18 protein-coding genes are annotated in these 17,539 nt (G+C 67.9%); 9 read left to right on the top strand and 9 right to left on the bottom strand.

The window, feature by feature from the left end:
• Window positions 1-207: 207 nt before the first annotated feature.
• The 5 genes from OHA64_RS24015 to dnaA form a co-directional block, all read right to left on the bottom strand.
• Window positions 208-786: a DUF721 domain-containing protein gene (locus OHA64_RS24015; protein ID WP_405616336.1), complete on the bottom strand. Its 579-nt coding sequence runs from the start codon at window positions 784-786 to the stop codon at window positions 208-210.
• Window positions 783-1,904, bottom strand: coding sequence for a DNA replication/repair protein RecF (gene recF / locus OHA64_RS24010; protein ID WP_405616334.1), 1,122 nt, complete (start codon window positions 1,902-1,904; stop codon window positions 783-785). The genes OHA64_RS24015 and recF overlap by 4 nt, the downstream gene beginning before the upstream one ends.
• Window positions 1,905-1,956: 52 nt before the next feature.
• On the bottom strand, window positions 1,957-2,832 hold the full coding sequence (gene gnd, locus OHA64_RS24005; protein WP_405616332.1) for a phosphogluconate dehydrogenase (NAD(+)-dependent, decarboxylating): 876 nt from the start codon (window positions 2,830-2,832) through the stop codon (window positions 1,957-1,959).
• 157 nt (window positions 2,833-2,989) lie between these two features.
• A complete protein-coding gene (gene dnaN, locus OHA64_RS24000) occupies window positions 2,990-4,120 on the bottom strand; it encodes a DNA polymerase III subunit beta (protein WP_356764796.1) in 1,131 nt (376 codons plus the stop codon).
• 869 nt (window positions 4,121-4,989) lie between these two features.
• Window positions 4,990-6,996 (bottom strand): chromosomal replication initiator protein DnaA, encoded by a 2,007-nt coding sequence (dnaA, locus tag OHA64_RS23995; protein WP_405616330.1) that lies wholly within the window; start codon window positions 6,994-6,996, stop codon window positions 4,990-4,992.
• A 372-nt stretch (window positions 6,997-7,368) separates the two neighbouring features.
• On the opposite strand from dnaA, the gene rpmH reads away from it, so the two are divergent.
• From rpmH to OHA64_RS23950, 9 genes are all read left to right on the top strand, one after another.
• Complete coding sequence (gene rpmH / locus OHA64_RS23990; RefSeq protein WP_005482975.1) at window positions 7,369-7,506, top strand: 50S ribosomal protein L34; 138 nt, start codon at window positions 7,369-7,371, stop codon at window positions 7,504-7,506.
• Between the two features lie 21 nt (window positions 7,507-7,527).
• Window positions 7,528-7,899, top strand: coding sequence for a ribonuclease P protein component (gene rnpA / locus OHA64_RS23985; RefSeq protein ID WP_362432691.1), 372 nt, complete (start codon window positions 7,528-7,530; stop codon window positions 7,897-7,899).
• Window positions 7,896-8,249, top strand: a complete 354-nt coding sequence (yidD, locus tag OHA64_RS23980; RefSeq protein WP_362432689.1) for a membrane protein insertion efficiency factor YidD — start codon at window positions 7,896-7,898, stop codon at window positions 8,247-8,249. Before rnpA ends, yidD begins: the two co-directional genes overlap by 4 nt.
• A 3-nt stretch (window positions 8,250-8,252) precedes the next feature.
• Window positions 8,253-9,518 carry a membrane protein insertase YidC gene (gene yidC / locus OHA64_RS23975; RefSeq protein WP_405616327.1) on the top strand — a complete coding sequence of 422 codons (1,266 nt, stop codon included), beginning with the start codon at window positions 8,253-8,255 and terminating at the stop codon, window positions 9,516-9,518.
• A 15-nt stretch (window positions 9,519-9,533) separates the two neighbouring features.
• On the top strand, window positions 9,534-10,046 hold the full coding sequence (locus OHA64_RS23970; protein ID WP_405616325.1) for a protein jag: 513 nt from the start codon (window positions 9,534-9,536) through the stop codon (window positions 10,044-10,046).
• A 124-nt stretch (window positions 10,047-10,170) separates the two neighbouring features.
• Window positions 10,171-10,890: a 16S rRNA (guanine(527)-N(7))-methyltransferase RsmG gene (gene rsmG, locus OHA64_RS23965; RefSeq protein ID WP_405616323.1), complete on the top strand. Its 720-nt coding sequence runs from the start codon at window positions 10,171-10,173 to the stop codon at window positions 10,888-10,890.
• A gap of 287 nt (window positions 10,891-11,177) precedes the next feature.
• Window positions 11,178-12,251 carry an AAA family ATPase gene (locus OHA64_RS23960; RefSeq protein ID WP_405624073.1) on the top strand — a complete coding sequence of 358 codons (1,074 nt, stop codon included), beginning with the start codon at window positions 11,178-11,180 and terminating at the stop codon, window positions 12,249-12,251.
• Window positions 12,248-13,348, top strand: coding sequence for a ParB/RepB/Spo0J family partition protein (locus OHA64_RS23955; RefSeq protein ID WP_405616321.1), 1,101 nt, complete (start codon window positions 12,248-12,250; stop codon window positions 13,346-13,348). The genes OHA64_RS23960 and OHA64_RS23955 overlap by 4 nt, the downstream gene beginning before the upstream one ends.
• Before the next feature lie 322 nt (window positions 13,349-13,670).
• The gene (locus OHA64_RS23950; RefSeq protein WP_405616319.1) at window positions 13,671-14,288 is read left to right on the top strand and encodes a GNAT family N-acetyltransferase; all 618 of its coding nucleotides are present in this window, start codon (window positions 13,671-13,673) and stop codon (window positions 14,286-14,288) included.
• A gap of 52 nt (window positions 14,289-14,340) precedes the next feature.
• Here OHA64_RS23950 and trxA read toward each other — a convergent pair whose 3' ends face one another.
• The 4 genes from trxA to sigM form a co-directional block, all read right to left on the bottom strand.
• A complete protein-coding gene (gene trxA / locus OHA64_RS23945) occupies window positions 14,341-14,673 on the bottom strand; it encodes a thioredoxin (protein ID WP_119101956.1) in 333 nt (110 codons plus the stop codon).
• Between the two features lie 40 nt (window positions 14,674-14,713).
• The gene (gene trxB / locus OHA64_RS23940) at window positions 14,714-15,682 is read right to left on the bottom strand and encodes a thioredoxin-disulfide reductase (protein ID WP_405616316.1); all 969 of its coding nucleotides are present in this window, start codon (window positions 15,680-15,682) and stop codon (window positions 14,714-14,716) included.
• A gap of 191 nt (window positions 15,683-15,873) precedes the next feature.
• Window positions 15,874-16,806 carry an anti-sigma factor family protein gene (locus OHA64_RS23935; protein WP_405616314.1) on the bottom strand — a complete coding sequence of 311 codons (933 nt, stop codon included), beginning with the start codon at window positions 16,804-16,806 and terminating at the stop codon, window positions 15,874-15,876.
• Complete coding sequence (gene sigM / locus OHA64_RS23930; protein WP_405616312.1) at window positions 16,803-17,528, bottom strand: RNA polymerase sigma factor SigM; 726 nt, start codon at window positions 17,526-17,528, stop codon at window positions 16,803-16,805. Before sigM ends, OHA64_RS23935 begins: the two co-directional genes overlap by 4 nt.
• Window positions 17,529-17,539: the final 11 nt, after the last annotated feature.

The raw sequence follows: 17,539 nt of genomic DNA, 5'->3' as shown, positions 1-17,539 counted from the left end.
GGTACCTGAGTCCTCATGTGGCGCCCTGAACCGGTCTCTTCCGGGTCCCCATATACGGAGCGGGGCTCCAAGAGGCTCACAGCGGCACTCAGCGCTTTCGGCCGTCAACCCTTTGCTACTTGGGAGTCAGGTCGAGGTTCGCAACCGCGTTCGGTTGCGTGACGGGCTCTCCGCCGGCGCCGCCGATCGCCGCAAATGTGAGACAGGTCACCCGTAGGTGTCGCCGGGACCGGTGCTGCCGGGGGCGCGCAGCGGGCCGTAGCGGCGGGGGGGACCACCGGGGCCGTTCACCTTGATCAACGTCACCGCGCCATGGCCGAGATCCTCGTTGAGGCGGGCGACCAGCGTCGGTGCGAGCAGGCGCAGGTTCGTCGCCCAGGCCGTGGAGTCACAGCGCACGACGAGGATCCGCTCGTCCTCGTCGTACTTCTCCGGCACACAGTGGTTGGCGACGTCCTCGCCGACGATCTGCGGCCAGCGGCCCATCACGCCGCCCACCGCGGCCGGCGCCTCCCAACCGCGCTCGGTGATCAGCCGGTTGATGGCGGCACCGAACGCCATGGGGTCGCGCCGGTCGGCACGCGCGCCGGAGCGCAGCCCACCACCCCGCCGCGCCTGCTTCTTCTGCTGCGCCGCGTCGCCACGCGCGCGTGCCTGCTCCTTCGCCGCCCTGAGCGCCACGCGTGCGAGGTCGACACCGGAAGGTTCGGGCGCCTTGCCCTCGCTCTGGCCGGGCGCCTCGGCCGAGGGGGGTGCGGGCCGGGGCACGGGCTCTTCCGTGCTCATACGCGCTCCACCGCCCCGTCCGACACCGCGAACCGCGTCCCCGCCAGTACGTGCGGCACGTCGTCGTCGACCGCGGCCGTCACCAGGACCTGCTCGCCCGGCGCGACCAGTTCGGCCAGGCGTTCGCGACGACGGGTGTCCAACTCGGCGAAGACGTCGTCGAGGACCAGCACCGGCTCGTTGCCCTCGGCCCTGAGGAGGTCGTACGACGCCAGTCGCAGCGCCAACGCGTAGGACCACGACTCGCCGTGGGAGGCGTACCCCTTGGCCGGCAGCTGACCGAGTTTGAGAAGCAGATCGTCCCGATGCGGCCCCACGAGGGTGACACCCCGCTCGATCTCCTGCTTACGGGCCTCGGCGAGCGCGGCCATCAGCTGCTCGTAGAGGTCCTCCCGCGTGTGTGCCTCGCCGGGCGCGGACGGCTTGTAGTCGAGGGCCACCGGGCCGCCGCCGGGGGCCAGCTGTTCGTACGCCTTGTCGGCGAGGGGCTGGATCGCGGCGATCAGGTCGAGACGCTGGGCGAGCAGTTCGGCGCCCACCCGCGCGAGGTGCTGGTCCCAGACGTCGAGCGTGGACAGGTCCATGGAGCGACCGCCGTGCCGTCGGGCGAGCGCGGCCGACTTGAGCAGGGTGTTGCGCTGCTTGAGGACCCGCTCGTAGTCGGAGCGGACGCCGGCCATGCGCGGGGAGCGGGCGGTGATCAACTCGTCGAGGAAGCGACGGCGCTCACCGGGGTCGCCCTTGACCAGGGCCAGGTCCTCGGGCGCGAACAGCACGGTCCGCACGATGCCAAGCACATCACGCGGCCTGACCTGCGAGGACCTGTTGATACGGGCACGGTTGGCCTTGCCGGGGTTGAGCTCCAGCTCGACCAGCTGCTGCCGCTCGCCCTGCTTGACCTGGGCGCGGACGACCGCACGGTCGGCGCCCACGCGGACCAGGGGGGCGTCGGAGGAGACGCGGTGGCTGCCGAGGGTGGCGAGGTAGCCCACCGCCTCGACCAGGTTCGTCTTGCCCTGCCCGTTCGGGCCGACGAAGGCGGTGACGCCCGGGTCGAGCGGAACCTCGACCCGGGCGTACGAGCGGAAGTCGGCCAGCGACAGATGCGTGACGTGCATGGTCGTTCGCCGACCTCCCCCAGGGTTGTGGACCGCTGAGCAGCCCTGTGGATTACTTCTTCTCGACCGCGTGGCCGCCGAACTGGTTGCGCAGCGCGGCGATCATCTTCATCTGCGGAGAGTCCTCCTGGCGCGACGAGAACCGCGCGAAGAGGGAGGCCGTGATCGCGGGAAGCGGCACGGCGTTGTCGATGGCGGCTTCCACAGTCCAGCGTCCTTCGCCGGAGTCCTGTGCGAAACCCTTCAGCCTGTCCAGGTGCTCGTCCTCGTCGAGGGCGTTCACCGCGAGGTCCAGCAGCCAGGAACGGATGACCGTGCCCTCCTGCCAGGAGCGGAAGACCTCCCGGACGTCGGTCACGGAGTCGACCTTCTCCAGCAGTTCCCAACCCTCCGCGTAGGCCTGCATCATCGCGTACTCGATGCCGTTGTGGACCATCTTCGCGAAGTGGCCCGCGCCGACCTTGCCCGCGTGCACGGCGCCGACGTCGCCCTCGGGCTTCAGCGCGTCGAAGATCGGCTGCACCTTGGCGACGTTCTCCGCGTCACCGCCGAACATCAGCGCGTAGCCGTTCTCCAGCCCCCAGACGCCGCCGGAGACGCCGCAGTCGACGAAGCCGATGCCCTTGGCCGCCAGCTCCTCGGCATGCTTCTCGTCGTCCGTCCAGCGGGAGTTCCCGCCGTCCACGACGACATCACCCGGCTCCAGCAGCTCGGCGAGCTCGTCGACGGTCGACTGGGTCGGGCCACCGGCCGGGACCATCACCCAGATCACACGCGGGCCCTTGAGCTTGCCCACAAGCTCGGAAAGGCTGTGGACATCGGCGAGGTCCGGGTTGCGGTCGTATCCGATGACGGTGTGACCTGCGCGGCGTATCCGCTCGCGCATGTTGCCGCCCATCTTGCCGAGGCCGACGAGACCGAGCTCCATCAGTTGTTCCTTAGGTTTTGCGAGGTGGCGTGACGGCACATCCGTGCCGCGGCACTTTCGTACCTGCGTCCGAGCCTAAACCCGGACGCTCGCTCACACCTGTGGGCATACGCGCTCAAACGTACGCCCCGACCTGCGGGTTCTCCGACGGGCGTGATCAGCCGCTCAGGCGCACCGGCATGATCAGGTACTTGTAGGCCTCGTCCGCCTCGGCGTCCAGCGCGGGCTTGCCGCTCAGCAGTGCGGGCTTCGTGGACGTCGTGAAGGACAGCTGGGCCACCGGGGAGTCGATGGCGCTCAGACCGTCCAGCAGGAAGGTCGGGTTGAAGGCGATCGAGACGTCGTCGCCCTCCAGCTGGGCGTCGACTCGCTCCACAGCCTGTGCGTCGTCGCTGGAGCCCGCCTCCAGGATCAGCACGCCCTGCTCGAAGCTGAGCCGCACCGGCGTGTTCCGTTCGGCGACCAGGGCGACGCGCTTGACGGCCTCCACGAAGGGGGCCGTCTCGATCACGGCGACGGAGTTGAACTCCGTCGGGAACAGCGAACGGTACTTCGGGAGATCGCCCTCCAGGAGGCGGGTCGTCGTACGACGGCCGGCACCCTCGAAACCGATCAGGCCCTCGCCCGCACCCGAACCGGACAGCGCCAGGATGACGCTGTCGCCGCTCGTGAGGGCCTTGGCGGTGTCCAGGAGGGTCTTGGCGGGCACCAGGGCCACCGCGGAGGCCTCCGGGTTCTCCGGCTTCCACAGGAATTCGCGGACGGCGAAGCGGTAGCGGTCGGTGGACGCCAGCGTGACGGTGTCGCCCTCGATCTCGATGCGCACACCGGTGAGGACGGGCAGCGTGTCGTCGCGTCCGGCGGCGATGGCGACCTGGGCGGCTGCGGCGGCGAAGACCTCACCAGGGACCGTGCCCGTGGCGTTCGGCATCTGCGGCAGGGCCGGGTACTCCTCCACAGGCAGGGTGTGGAGTGTGAACCGCGAGGAGCCGCAGACCACCGTCGCCCGTACACCGTCTGTGGAAATCTCCACCGGGCGGTTGGGCAGGGCGCGGGAGATGTCGGCGAGCAGCCGGCCCGAGACGAGGACCGTGCCCTCCTCGTCGACCTCCGCCTCCACGGAGACCCGCGCGGAGACCTCGTAGTCGAAGCTGGACAGGCTCAGCTGGCCTTCCTCGGCCTTCAGCAGAAGGCCGGCGAGGACAGGCGCCGGCGGACGGGCCGGGAGGCTGCGAGCCGCCCAGGCCACTGCCTCCGCGAGTACGTCGCGTTCCACCCGGATCTTCACTGTTGCCGCCTCCTGCTGTTGCCGGCGCTTCTCGGCCTGCCTGGCTTCGTCGTCTGTCGCGGTGTCGTCGGTCCCTGTGGCGGGAAGGACACCGGGGAACAGTCTGACGCACGGCACTGACAGTAGGTGCCTCTCGGGGTCAAGTCGTGACGAGGGGCAGTCGGGAGCCGGAGAGCGAGTTGTGCACAGGACCCCCTTCGAAACGGATTCCCAGCTCTCTCTAGTTGGGAGTAGTAGTAGGGGCTGTGGATACCGTGGATAACCCCGTTTGCGCAGGTCAGCCGGGAAATTTTGTCCACGGGTCCTGTGGGCGGAGGCGGTGGAAAACCGGGCCTCTCTGTGGAGAACGGAAAGTTCTGCACACTCCATGCACAGCCCGAGGGGAGTTCTCCCCAGCGCCGTCCCCAGCTTTTCCCGGTTTTCCCACAGCCCAACCCGGCACCTTCGTGTGACGCCTTTCACTCGACTCGGTGATCAGGCGCGTCGCGTTGCCGAACAGTGGACAGTCATGTGGAGAAGCCCGGGATTGCTGGGGACAACCGTCCTCAGCCTGTGGGCTGTCGGTGGACAACTCGATGCACAGGCTGTGGATCACCGCTCTGTCCACAGCCTGTGGAGATCGTTCGTCCACCAATCCACAAGTACCTGACCTGGTCCGATGGTCTTCGGACGGAGGAGGCTGTGGACACGTTCTGGACAACTTCCCAGTCCCCAGGGTGTGGACGCGAAAAAGTCAGCAGATCTGTGGAGAGAGGCCGTAACCCGGCAGGTAATCGAACAGAGGGCGAGCGCGGCATGAAGAAGGGCGTCCCCGGAACTCCCTCCGGGGACGCCCTCAGCGTCGGCCTGTGCTTCGGTCTGTGCGTCGGTCAGCCGTTCTTGATGCGGTTCGTCAGCTCGGTCACCTGGTTGTAGATGGAGCGCCGCTCGGCCATCAGATTGCGGATCTTGCGGTCCGCGTGCATGACGGTCGTGTGGTCGCGGCCGCCGAACAGCGCGCCGATCTTCGGCAGGGAGAGATCCGTGAGCTCTCGGCACAGGTACATGGCGATCTGGCGGGCCGTGACGAGCGCGCGGCCGCGCGAGGTGCCGCACAGGTCCTCGACCGTGAGCCCGAAGTAGTCGGCGGTCGCGCTCATGATGGCGGTGGAGGTGATCTCGGGGGCCGAGTCCTCGCCGCCGGGAATCAGGTCCTTGAGGACGATCTCCGTGAGGCCCAGATCCACGGGCTGCCGATTGAGCGACGCGAAGGCCGTCACGCGGATCAGCGCGCCCTCCAGTTCGCGGATGTTGCGCGAGATCCGGGACGCGATGAACTCCAGTACCTCGGGTGGGGCGTTGAGCTGCTCCTGGACCGCCTTCTTGCGCAGGATCGCGATGCGGGTCTCCAGCTCTGGCGGCTGGACGTCGGTGATCAGGCCCCACTCGAAACGGTTCCGCAGCCTGTCCTCCAGGGTCACCAGCTGCTTGGGCGGCCGGTCACTGGAGAGCACGATCTGCTTGTTGGCGTTGTGGAGCGTGTTGAAGGTGTGGAAGAACTCCTCCTGCGTCGACTCCTTGTCCGCCAGGAACTGGATGTCGTCGACGAGCAGGATGTCCATTTCGCGGTAGCGCTTGCGGAAGCTGTCGCCCTTGCCGTCGCGGATCGAGTTGATGAACTCGTTGGTGAACTCCTCCGAGCTCACATAGCGCACGCGGGTGCCCGGGTAGAGGCTGCGCGCGTAGTGCCCGATGGCGTGCAGCAGGTGCGTCTTGCCGAGGCCCGACTCCCCGTAGATGAAGAGCGGGTTGTACGCCTTCGCCGGCGCCTCGGCGACGGCCACCGCCGCCGCGTGCGCGAAGCGGTTGGAGGCGCCGATGACGAACGTGTCGAAGAGGTACTTCGGATTCAGGCGCGCGGTCGGCTCACCGGGGCCGGTCGCCGGCGCGGGCTGCGCGGCCAGCGGGCCGGGGGCGCCGGTGGCGGGCAGCGAGGAACCGACCGGCCCGCCGCGGTGGACGCGTCCGGACGGGCCGTCCGACCGGTCCCGGCGGCCGTCGCGTGGGTCGTAGTCGCCGCGCGACGGGTCGTACTCCGACCGCTTGTCGTAGTCGGGGCGCTGGTCGTAGTCCGGACGCTGCCCGTCGTACGCGGAGCGCTCCGCCGGCTGCTGGCGGTAGTCCTGGGAGGGGTACGAGTCCTGCGGAGGGGGCCCGTAGGAATCCTGGGACGGCGGTCGGTAGGAGTCCTGCGGCGGGGGGCCATAGGAGTCCTGTGACGGCGACGCGTACGGGTCGCGCTCCGGGAAGCCGAGCCGCTGCTGCTGCCAGCTGTACTCGTCCTGCGGCGGGCGCGGCCAGGAGCCGGGCTCCGGGCGCTGGTACTCGGAGGGGTAAGCGGGGCGGGCGGTCGGGAGCTGGTCCGGCCGAGAAGGGTGGGCCGCGTGGGATGGGTGGTCGCGGTCGCCCTGAGGCCCGGGGCGCTGCTCGGAGCGGCCGGGCATGTGGTCGTCCGCGCGATGGCGGCCGTATCCCCCCTCGTACTGGGCGGGAGGGAGCTCAGGCTCCTCGTAGCGCGACAGGGGCCGGGCGGGCGGCGCGGGAGTGGGCGCGGGCTCGCCGGCCGAGTCGTCGACCGTGATCGCGATCCGGATCGGGCGGCCGCACTCGCGGCTCAGCGTCTCACTGACGACCGGCGCGAGGCGCCCTTCGAGCACGCCTTTCGCGAATTCGTTCGGTACGGCGAGCAGGGCGGTGTCCGCCACCAGGGCCAGGGGCTGGCAGCGCCGGATCCAGTGCTCGTCCTTGGTCTCGACACCCTGCCCTCTGCCCTCGCCGAGAAGTTGCTCCAGTACTCGTGGCCACACTGCGGCAAGATCGGCAGGTACATCAGCCACAGGGCACGCTCTCTCATGGGTCCCACGAACGTGTGGTTCGGGACGGGTCGGGATTCAAAGGGGGTGGGGCAGCTACAAGGGAACGAATCGAAGTTCAGCCACGGTAGTCAGGGCGGCGGGTACGGTTCAAGTTGTTGTCCCCAGGCTGTGGATAGTGTCTCCCGGTGACCCCTGGTTTGACCGGATGGCGTAGCCGCGCGTACCGTAACCAGGTCGAGTTGTCGATGGCTGCTGCCGCCTGCCTCCGATGGGCACAGATCATTTGGGTGATCGGTCAGCGGTGCACTCGGGCGTAACGCGAGCTACTCGTGGGCGCACGGTGACAGCCAGGACGGCACCCCGAAAACCCCGATTTATCTCTGGAGCCCCCGAGTGAGCAAGCGCACCTTCCAGCCGAACAACCGTCGTCGCGCCAAGACCCACGGCTTCCGCCTGCGGATGCGCACCCGTGCCGGCCGCGCGATTCTCGCGAACCGCCGCAGCAAGGGTCGCGCCAGCCTGTCCGCCTGATCCCGATCAGGTCATGACGTCGTGCTGCCTACCGAGCATCGGCTGAGGCGGCGCGAGGACTTCGCGACCGCGGTACGACGGGGCCGTCGGGCTGGACGCCCGACTCTCGTCGTCCACTTTCGTAGCGGTGCCACGGACCCGCACGCGCCTGGGGAGAGCGCTTCCCCAACGCGTGCGGGTTTCGTTGTCAGCAAGGCCGTGGGCGGTGCGGTGGTGCGCAACAAGGTGAAGCGCAGGCTTCGTCATCTGATGCGCGATCGAGTCGCCCTGCTGCCCCCCGGTAGCCTGGTAGTCGTACGAGCGTTGCCCGGCGCGGGTGACGCCGACCACGCACAACTGGCCCGAGACCTGGACGCCGCCATCGAGCGGCTGCTGGGAGGGGGCGCGCGATGAAGTACCCGCTGCTGGCGCTGATCAAGCTGTACCAGTGGACCATCAGTCCGTTGCTCGGGCCGGTGTGCAAGTACTACCCGTCGTGCTCCCACTACGGCTACCAGGCCATCGACCGCCATGGTGCGGTCAAGGGAACGGCGCTCACGGCCTGGCGCATCCTGCGATGCAATCCGTGGTCGCTGGGCGGTGTGGACCATGTTCCGCCGCGCAAGCGTCCGCGGTGGCACGAAATGCTGCGTAACGCCTGGCGTGCACGCAAGGGCGGGCCCTCCTCCGCCGAACCGGCCACCGAGGGGCAGGCTCCTACGAGCCCGGCCGCAGAGACCCCGTCCCATGCCCAAGGAGCATGATTAGTGGACACGATTGCCAGCTTCTTCAGCTTCATCACGACACCTGTCTCCTGGGTCATCGTCCAGTTCCACACGGTGTACGGGTCCCTTTTCGGCCCTGACACGGGGTGGGCCTGGGGCCTGTCCATCGTGTCGCTGGTGATCCTGATCCGCATCTGCCTGATCCCGCTCTTCGTGAAGCAGATCAAGGCGACCCGGGCCATGCAGACGCTGCAGCCCGAGATGAAGAAGATCCAGGAACGCCACAAGAACGACAAACAGCGTCAGTCCGAAGAGATGATGAAGCTGTACAAGGAGACGGGCACCAACCCGCTCTCCTCGTGCCTTCCCATCCTGGCGCAGTCTCCGTTCTTCTTTGCCCTGTACCACGTGCTCAACGGCATCGCGAACAACGACACCATCGGCGTCATCAACACGAGCCTGCTGCAGAGCGCTCAGAAGGCGCACATCTTCGGTGCTCCGCTGGCCGCGAAGTTCACCGACAGCTCAGCGGACGTCGTCGCGCTCGACGCGTCGCTGACCACCGTCCGCATCGTGACCGCGGTCATGATCGTCATGATGTCGGCCTCGCAGTTCTACACGCAGCGTCAGCTGATGACGAAGAACGTCGACACCACGGTGAAGACGCCGTTCATGCAGCAGCAGAAGATGCTGATGTACGTCTTCCCGGTCATGTTCGCCGTCTTCGGCATCAACTTCCCGGTCGGTGTCCTCGTCTACTGGCTGACCACCAACGTGTGGACCATGGGCCAGCAGATGTACGTCATCCACAACAACCCGACCCCGGGTTCCAAGGCCCAGGCTTCGTACCTGGAGCGTCTGTACAAGCACGTCACGCACCACGGCAAGACGCGCAGCCGTGGTGAGAAGGCCATCGTCAAGGCCATCGTGGCCAAGGGGCGCGACCGCAACGAGTTTGAGCGCAAGTTCATCAACGGCCTGAACAAGGCGGGCTTCACGGCCCAGGCGGACGGCACCGTGGTGAGGGGCGAGACCCAGGTCGAGACGGACCAGGCCGAGGACGGCACGTCGACGAGCGCCGCCGCTCCAAAGAGGCAGCAGCCCAAGCGCCAGAGCAAGTCCCAGCGCCAGTCCGGAGCCGCGAAGGCAGCCGGCGAGACCACGTCGCTGAGCAAGTCCGATGAGCCCGAGGACACCAAGCCCGCCGCCAAGAACGCCCCGCAGAAGCCCGGTGGCGGCACCCGCAGCAAGGCCCAGTCCGGACAGCGCAAGGGCCCGCAGCGGCCCAAGTCCCCGTCCAAGAAGTAAGAAGGAGTCCATCCCGTGACGGAAGGCACCACCTCCGCCGCTGCCGAGGGTGCAGACACCCTGACCCGCCTGGAGCAGGAGGGCGAGATCGCGGCGGACTACCTCGAGGGTCTGCTGGACATCGCCGATCTCGACGGCGACATCGACATGGACGTCGAGGCCGACCGGGCCGCCGTCTCGATCATCAGCGACACGAGTGGTCGTGACCTGCAGAAGCTGGTGGGTCGTGACGGCGAGGTGCTGGAAGCCCTGCAGGAGCTCACGCGCCTGGCCGTGCACCGGGAGACCGGCGACCGCAGCCGACTGATGCTGGACATCGCGGGCTACCGCGCGACGAAGCGCGCCGAGCTGTCCGAGCTGGGCGCCAAGGCCGCCGCCGAGGTCAGGAGCTCGGGCGAGCCCGTGAAGATGCAGCCGATGACGCCGTTCGAGCGCAAGGTCGTGCACGACGCGGTCAAGGCCGCCGGGCTGCGCAGCGAGTCCGAGGGCGAGGAGCCACAGCGCTTCGTCGTTGTGCTTCCCGCCTGATCGGTCCGTACGTTCCTCCGGCCCCGTCTGTTGCGCAGGCGGGGCCGCACTTTGTCAGCCTGATAGTTCTGGTGGTTCTGGAGTCGGCGCCAGTGCGCCGTGCCGTACGGAAGGACGGTCCCCCGTGACGGAGGCAGCGGAGCTTCCCCCCGCGCCCGAGCAGGCGTGCGAGGTCTTCGGTGATCGTTTCGCAGACGCGGTCCGCTACGCGGAGCTGCTCGCTGAGGCGGGTGTGCAGCGCGGTCTGATCGGGCCGCGTGAGGTGCCCCGCCTGTGGGAGCGGCATCTGTTGAACTGCGCAGTGCTTTCGGAGGTCGTACCCGAGGGCGTAACGGTGTGCGATGTCGGCTCGGGCGCGGGTCTGCCCGGTATTCCCCTGGCACTGGTGCGGGAGGACCTGAAGATCACGCTGCTTGAGCCCCTGCTGCGGCGCACCACCTTCCTGACGGAGGTCGTCGAGCTGCTGGGACTGGACCATGTGACTGTCGTCCGCGGGCGGGCCGAAGAGGTCATGGGCACCATCACGCCCGTCCATGTGGTGACGGCACGGGCGGTGGCCCCGTTGGACCGACTGGCAACCTGGGGCATTCCCCTGTTGCGTCCTTACGGGGAAATGCTCGCGCTCAAGGGCGACACCGCCGAGGAGGAGCTCAAGAGCGCGGCGACGGCGCTGAGCAAGCTGGGTGCCGTGGAGACGTCCATCCTGCATGTCGGGGAGGGCACGGTCGATCCACTGTCCACGGTGGTGCGAGTGGAGGTCGGCGAGAGTCCGGGGGGTGTGCGGTTCGCGGCAAAGCGAGCCAAAGCAGCCCGCACGGGACGGGCACGTCGGCGTCGGGGGTGACCGCTCGAGGCTCCGGGCGCTGATCCGTCCTGACGGCGACGCGTACTCCACACAAGCTGCCCAACCTACGCATGCGGAGTGTCGCGGCAGTTCGTCCCTGTTCGCTGTGCATCGTGTTTCACGTGAAACGTCGCTCACTGTTGCACGGCATCATCAGCCGGGGCCGGGCCGCGGCCGAACCCCGCGACCGAAAGCCACTCGGTTCACTCCGAGCGGGTGTGGAGTTGTCCACAGAGGTGGATTTCTCCACAGAACAACAGGCCTCACTGGTTCACGACCCCGAAGGCATGGGAGGCTCTGTTCACTGCGAGCCTGAAGTCGAGGAGAGTGAATCCTTGCGGTCCAACGCCAACATCGCGGGACCGATGACCGATCCGGTCCCCGGTCCCCGTACCGAGTCGATCGGGGAGGATGTTTCACGTGAAACACCGCCTCCGATGGACGACACTCCGATCGGTCGTGCTGCCCAATTGGCGGTAGAGGCTCTGGGTCGTGCCGGCGAGGGTCTGCCGCGTCCTGAGCAGACCAGAGTCATGGTGGTCGCCAACCAGAAGGGCGGGGTGGGAAAGACGACGACGACCGTCAATCTTGCCGCTTCGCTGGCTCTGCACGGTAGCCGTGTGCTCGTGGTCGATCTCGATCCGCAGGGCAACGCCTCCACGGCGCTGGGTATCGACCACCATGCCGAAGTCCCTTCCATCTACGACGTGCTGGTCGACAGCAGGCCGCTCTCCGACGTCGTCCAGCCTGTCCCCGATGTCGAGGGGCTTTTCTGCGCCCCCGCCACCATCGATCTCGCCGGCGCGGAGATCGAGCTGGTGTCTCTGGTGGCCCGTGAGAGCCGACTGCAGCGAGCGATCCAGGCTTACGAGCAGCCGTTGGACTACATCCTCATCGACTGCCCGCCCTCGCTCGGCCTGCTGACCGTCAATGCGCTGGTCGCCGGCCAGGAGGTTCTCATCCCGATCCAGTGCGAGTACTACGCGCTGGAGGGCCTCGGCCAACTGCTGCGCAACGTCGACCTGGTGCGGGGGCACCTCAACCCCGCCCTGCATGTGTCGACCATCCTGCTCACCATGTACGACGGCCGGACGCGCCTCGCGTCCCAGGTCGCGGACGAGGTGCGCACCCACTTCGGCGACGAGGTACTGCGGACGAGCATCCCCCGCTCGGTCCGTATCTCCGAGGCGCCGAGCTATGGACAGACGGTTCTGACCTACGATCCAGGATCGAGCGGTGCCCTGTCCTATCTTGAGGCGGCACGAGAAATCGCGCTGAAGGGTGTCGGTGTCTCCTACGACGCGACACACGCACACATCGGCGCACAGAGCGACCCGAGCATGGTGGAGGGGATCCAGTGAGCGAGCGACGGAGGGGTTTGGGCCGTGGTCTCGGCGCCCTGATCCCTGCTGCCCCGACGGAGAAGCAGGTGGCTCCGGCTGCGGTGGGGGGCGCTGCTTCGACGTCCCCAGCGGCGGTGCCGGTGCTGACCACGGACCGTGGGGTGGCTGCGGCGAAGGTGGCCACCCTGCCGCCTGTTTCACATGAAACCGAGGAGCCGTCGGCGAGCGATCCTACGGAAATGCCGGCGCCTCCCGTGGGCGCTCACTTCGCGGAGCTCCCCCTCGACTTCATCACGCCGAACCCGCGACAGCCGCGCGAGGTCTTCGACGAGGATGCGCTTCAGGAGCTGGTCACCTCCATCAAGGAGGTCGGTCTTCTCCAGCCTGTCGTCGTACGGCAGACCGGCCCCGCGCGCTACGAGCTCATCATGGGCGAGCGGCGCTGGCGGGCCTGCCGTGAGGCGGGGCTGGAGGCGATCCCGGCGATCGTACGGGCCACCGACGACGAGAAGCTTCTCCTGGACGCCCTCCTGGAGAACCTGCACCGGGCGCAGCTGAACCCGCTGGAAGAGGCGGCCGCCTACGACCAGCTGCTGAAGGACTTCCACTGCACGCACGACCAGTTGGCGGACCGTATCGGTCGCTCCCGCCCGCAGGTCTCCAACACCCTGCGTCTGCTGAAGCTCTCGTCGGCCGTCCAGAAGCGGGTGGCTGCCGGGGTGCTGTCGGCGGGACATGCCCGAGCGCTGCTCTCCGTCGAGGACTCCGAGGAGCAGGACCGGCTGGCCCATCGGATCGTTGCCGAGGGGCTCTCGGTGCGAGCCGTCGAGGAGATCGTGACCCTGATGGGCTCGCGGCCGCAGAAGGCCCAGCGGTCCAAGGGGCCTCGGGCCGGTGCACTGGTCTCGCCGGCGCTCACCGACCTCGCGACCCGCCTTTCGGATCGCTTCGAGACGCGGGTGAAGGTCGACCTCGGCCAGAAGAAGGGCAAGATCACTGTCGAATTCGCCTCCATGGAGGACCTGGAGCGGATCCTCAGCAGCCTTGCTCCCGGGGAAGGGCCGGTTCTTCAGAAGGGCCTTCTGGACGGTGACTCCGAGGAGACGGAGGACTGATTCTCCGGCCGCGGAGTGACATCTCAAGCGGTCGACAGGGCGGGCTGTGTCCGATGTGTACGGGACACAGCCCGCCCTTTACTTTCAGTCGGTATCGGTGGAATCGCATCGTGGATACGATGCGTTCGGGTATGGCGCATCCACCCGGGGGCACCTCTGAGGGGAGAGGCAGGGGCATGCGAACGGTGAGCCGCACTGGACTGGTGAGCGCGGGCCTCGGGCTGGGCGCGGTCGGCGGCTTCGTCGGCAGCCTGCTCAGGGAACGGAGCGCTCTGACTGCCGCCCGCGACGCGGCGGGCGAAGGAAGCGAGGAACAGCCTTCATGGGGCGCCGGCTCGTACCGCTCACGCTGGACAACGTTCAGGACCTTCCCAAGCGCTGTCGCACGTGTGTCTTCTGGGAGTTGGACCCAGTCAGCGGCGAGGCCGCTATAAAGGCGGGAACGCCTGCCCTGGAGAAAGAGGCCTGGATCTCTGCCGTCCTGCTGGACTGGGGATCCTGCGGCAGAGTCGTGTATGTGGACGACGTACCGGTGGGCTTCGTGCTCTACGCCCCTCCGGCCTATGTCCCCCGCGCGACGGCGTTTCCCACGAGCCCGGTCTCGCCCGACGCGGTGCAGCTGATGACGGCGTTCATCATGCCGGGCTACCAGGGGCAGGGGCTGGGGCGTGTGATGGTGCAGACGGTTGCCAAGGATCTGTTGCGGCGGGGATTCAAGGCCATCGAGGCGTTCGGCGACGCGCGCTGGAAGGAGCCTGCCTGCCTGTTGCCTGCCGACCATCTTCTGGCTGTGGGCTTCAAGACCGTCCGGCCGCATCCCATGTATCCGCGTCTGCGACTGGAGTTGCGGACCACGCTCTCCTGGAAGGAGGACGTGGAGATGGCGCTGGACCGGTTGCTGGGGGCAGTTCAGAAGGAACCGGCACTGCGTCCGCTCTAACGCGATGGGGCCGGCCCTTTCGGGCCGGCCCCATCGCGTTTCACGTGAAACATCACTCGGCGATGAAGTCCTCGAGGTCGCGGACGATCGCGGCCTTCGGCTTGGCGCCGACGATGGTCTTGGCGACCTCGCCACCCTGGTAGACGTTCAGCGTCGGAATGGACATGACGCCGTACTTGGCGGCCGTACCCGGGTTCTCGTCGATGTTCAGCTTGACGACCTCGATCTTGTCGCCGTACTCGGTGGCGATCGCCTCAAGGGAGGGCGCGATCTGGCGGCATGGACCGCACCAGGCGGCCCAGAAGTCCACCAGAACGGGCTTGTCGCTCTTCAGGACGTCCTGCTCGAAGGAGTCGTCAGTCACATTCTTCAGGGTGCCGGCCACGGCGGGCTCCTTAACTGGTTGGGCGTGGAGTGGGTCGGGGTCAGACGGAGGTCTTCTCGGGCTCGGCCTTCTCCTCGTCAGCGAGGGCGGCGAGGAACCGCTCGGCGTCGAGGGCGGCCGAGCAGCCGGTGCCGGCGGCGGTGATGGCCTGGCGGTAGGTGTGGTCGACGACGTCACCGGCGCCGAAGACACCGGTCAGGTTCGTCCGAGTGGAGGGCGCCTCTACCTTCAGGTAGCCCTCTTCGTCCAGTTCCAGCTGTCCCTTGAAGAGTTCGGTGCGCGGGTCGTGGCCGATCGCGATGAACAGGCCGGTCACCGGGAGGTCCGAGAACTCGCCGGACTTGAGGTTGCGCAGCTTCAGACCTGCCAGCTTCTGTTCGCCCTGTACCTCGGCGACCTCGCTGTCCCACACGAACTTGATCTTCGGGTCGGCGAAGGCGCGTTCCTGCATCGCCTTGGAGGCACGCAGGGTGTCGCGGCGGTGGACGATCGTCACGGACTTGGCGAAGCGTGAGAGGAAGGTGGCTTCCTCCATCGCGGTGTCGCCGCCGCCGATGACGGCGATGTCCTGGTCCTTGAAGAAGAAGCCGTCACAGGTGGCGCACCACGAGACACCGCGGCCCGAAAGGGCGTCCTCGTTCGGCAGACCGAGCTTGCGGTGCTGCGAACCAGTGGTGACGATGATGGCCTTGGCCTTGTGGACGGTGCCGGCGGTGTCGGTGACGGTCTTGATCTCACCGCTCAGGTCGACGGCGACGATGTCGTCCGGGATGAGCTCGGCGCCGAAGCGCTCGGCCTGGGCGCGCATGTTGTCCATGAGCTCGGGTCCCATGATGCCGTCCTGGAAACCCGGGAAGTTCTCCACCTCAGTGGTGTTCATCAGCGCACCACCAGCGGTGACGGCGCCCTCGAACACCAGCGGCTTCAGCGACGCGCGCGCGGTGTAGAGCGCCGCCGTGTAGCCGGCGGGCCCGGAGCCGATGATGATCACGTTACGGACGTCGGTCACGGCTTGATTCCTCGTCTCTGGACAGCGTCGTAGAACCGGGGGAGCTCCTCTCAGAACTCTCACCCCACCCAACGGATCCTAAGGGTCGCGCATTCCCGCTGTGTCCGGGCACACGGAGACGCGACATCGCTCCGGTTACCACGTGAGACGAAAGGCGAAGCCTGTGCGCTCAAGACGAGTGCAGGACTCGCTCAGGACCGCGCGTAGGTCCGCTTCAGTAGAACGTTGGCCTTGCCGACGGACGGGTCGGCCACACAGGCCGTATCCATGATGTAGGCCATGACACGGGAGGTGTCGGACGCGTCGGGGAGGAGCACGAGCAGGGCGTCCGTGCCCTTGTAGATCCCGGGCTCACTCGCGAGTGCCGAGTCGCTGCGGCCGATGCCCTTGTGGACGCAGGCGGGAACCGGGATCGGGTCTTGCAGGATCCTGGGCTCGTCGCTGCCCGGCACGGACGCCGCGCCCAAGGTGTGCGGCGAGCGAGATCCGCTTCCGCTCCGACTCGTGGCCAACAGATCGGAGACCTGCTTCTGCAGGTTGCTCTCCGCGAAGGTGTCCGCGGAGGTGGACTGCTGCCCATGTGCCTCGGGACCGGACGGCTTGCCGTCGTTCATGGACGACAGCAGCACGGAACCGAATCCCAGGGCGGCGGCCGTGAACACGGCACCCAGAACGACACCCCTGCGTCGGTCCCCCTTCTTACGCTTACGACCCGGACCTGTGGTCGAGACGCGGGCGTGGCCCGAGGGACGGTCCGCTGTCGCCGGTGTTTCACGTGAAACACGCGCGCTGTCGTCCGAGGCCGTCGCGGAGTCCGACTGGATCGTCGCCGCAACGGGCGGCTGCGGATCCACGGCTTCGGGTGCCGTGGCGTGCAACAGGGCCTCCGCTGCGAGGGCGGCGTCGATCCGACTGGCGACGTCGGCGGGCATGCGCGGGGGACCTGGCAGGGTTCCGAGCAGCCCGCGGATCTCCTCCAGCGAGGCGTAGACGTCGGCGCAGAGTTCGCAGTCGTCCAGATGTCGCCGTACGTCCGCGGTCCGCGACGGTTCGAGCAGGCCCTCGGTGAGGTCGGAGATCTCCGCGACGTCCGGGTGCCCGGCCGTCTCTGTCGTGGATGTCACGCTCGCCCACCTCCGCCCTTCACAGCAGCTGAATCGCCTGGCCCTGCATCCGGGGGACCCGTCTCACGCGGTCCCGCTGCGGGTGGGACGGATGTCCCCTGCGTCCGGTTCCGCCCCGAGCCCTCTTCTCTGCCGCCCCCGGTGTTGTGCGGCCGTAGATGAGTGAGGAGAGGCAGGAGTCTGGCTCGGCCTCGGGCACAGCGACTCTTCACCGTCCCGGTCGGCACGTCGAGCACGCGGGCGGCTTCCGCGACCGGGTAGCCCTGCATGTCCACGAGGACGAGTGCGGCGCGCTGGTCGGGCGGAAGGGTGCCCAGCGCCTCCAACAGCTGACGGTGGAGATCATTGCGCTCCGCGGGTGCCGAGGCCGACTCGTGCGGCTCCAGCAGCTGCTCCAGGCGCTCGGTGTCGTCGACCGGCGACGTCTTGCGGGAGGCTGCCTTACGCGCACGGTCAAGACAGGCGTTCACCGTGATCCGGTGCAGCCAGGTCGTGACGGCCGACTGGCCTCGGAAGGTGTGGGCGGCCCGGTAAGCCGACACGAGGGCGTCCTGGACGGCGTCAGCGGCCTCCTCGCGGTCCCCCAGCGTCCGCAGGGCCACTGCCCAGAGCCGGTCGCGGTGTCGCCGCACGATCTCACCGAATGCCTCGGGATCGCCTTCTACGTGGAGAGCCAGGAGGTCCTGATCGCTCGTGTCGCCGTACGCGGTGTCATCTGCCATCGGGCCCCCTT

The organism is Streptomyces sp. NBC_00076 (assembly GCF_045041235.1).
Classification (GTDB): domain Bacteria; phylum Actinomycetota; class Actinomycetes; order Streptomycetales; family Streptomycetaceae; genus Streptomyces.
This window is presented reverse-complemented; position numbering and strand designations above follow the sequence as displayed.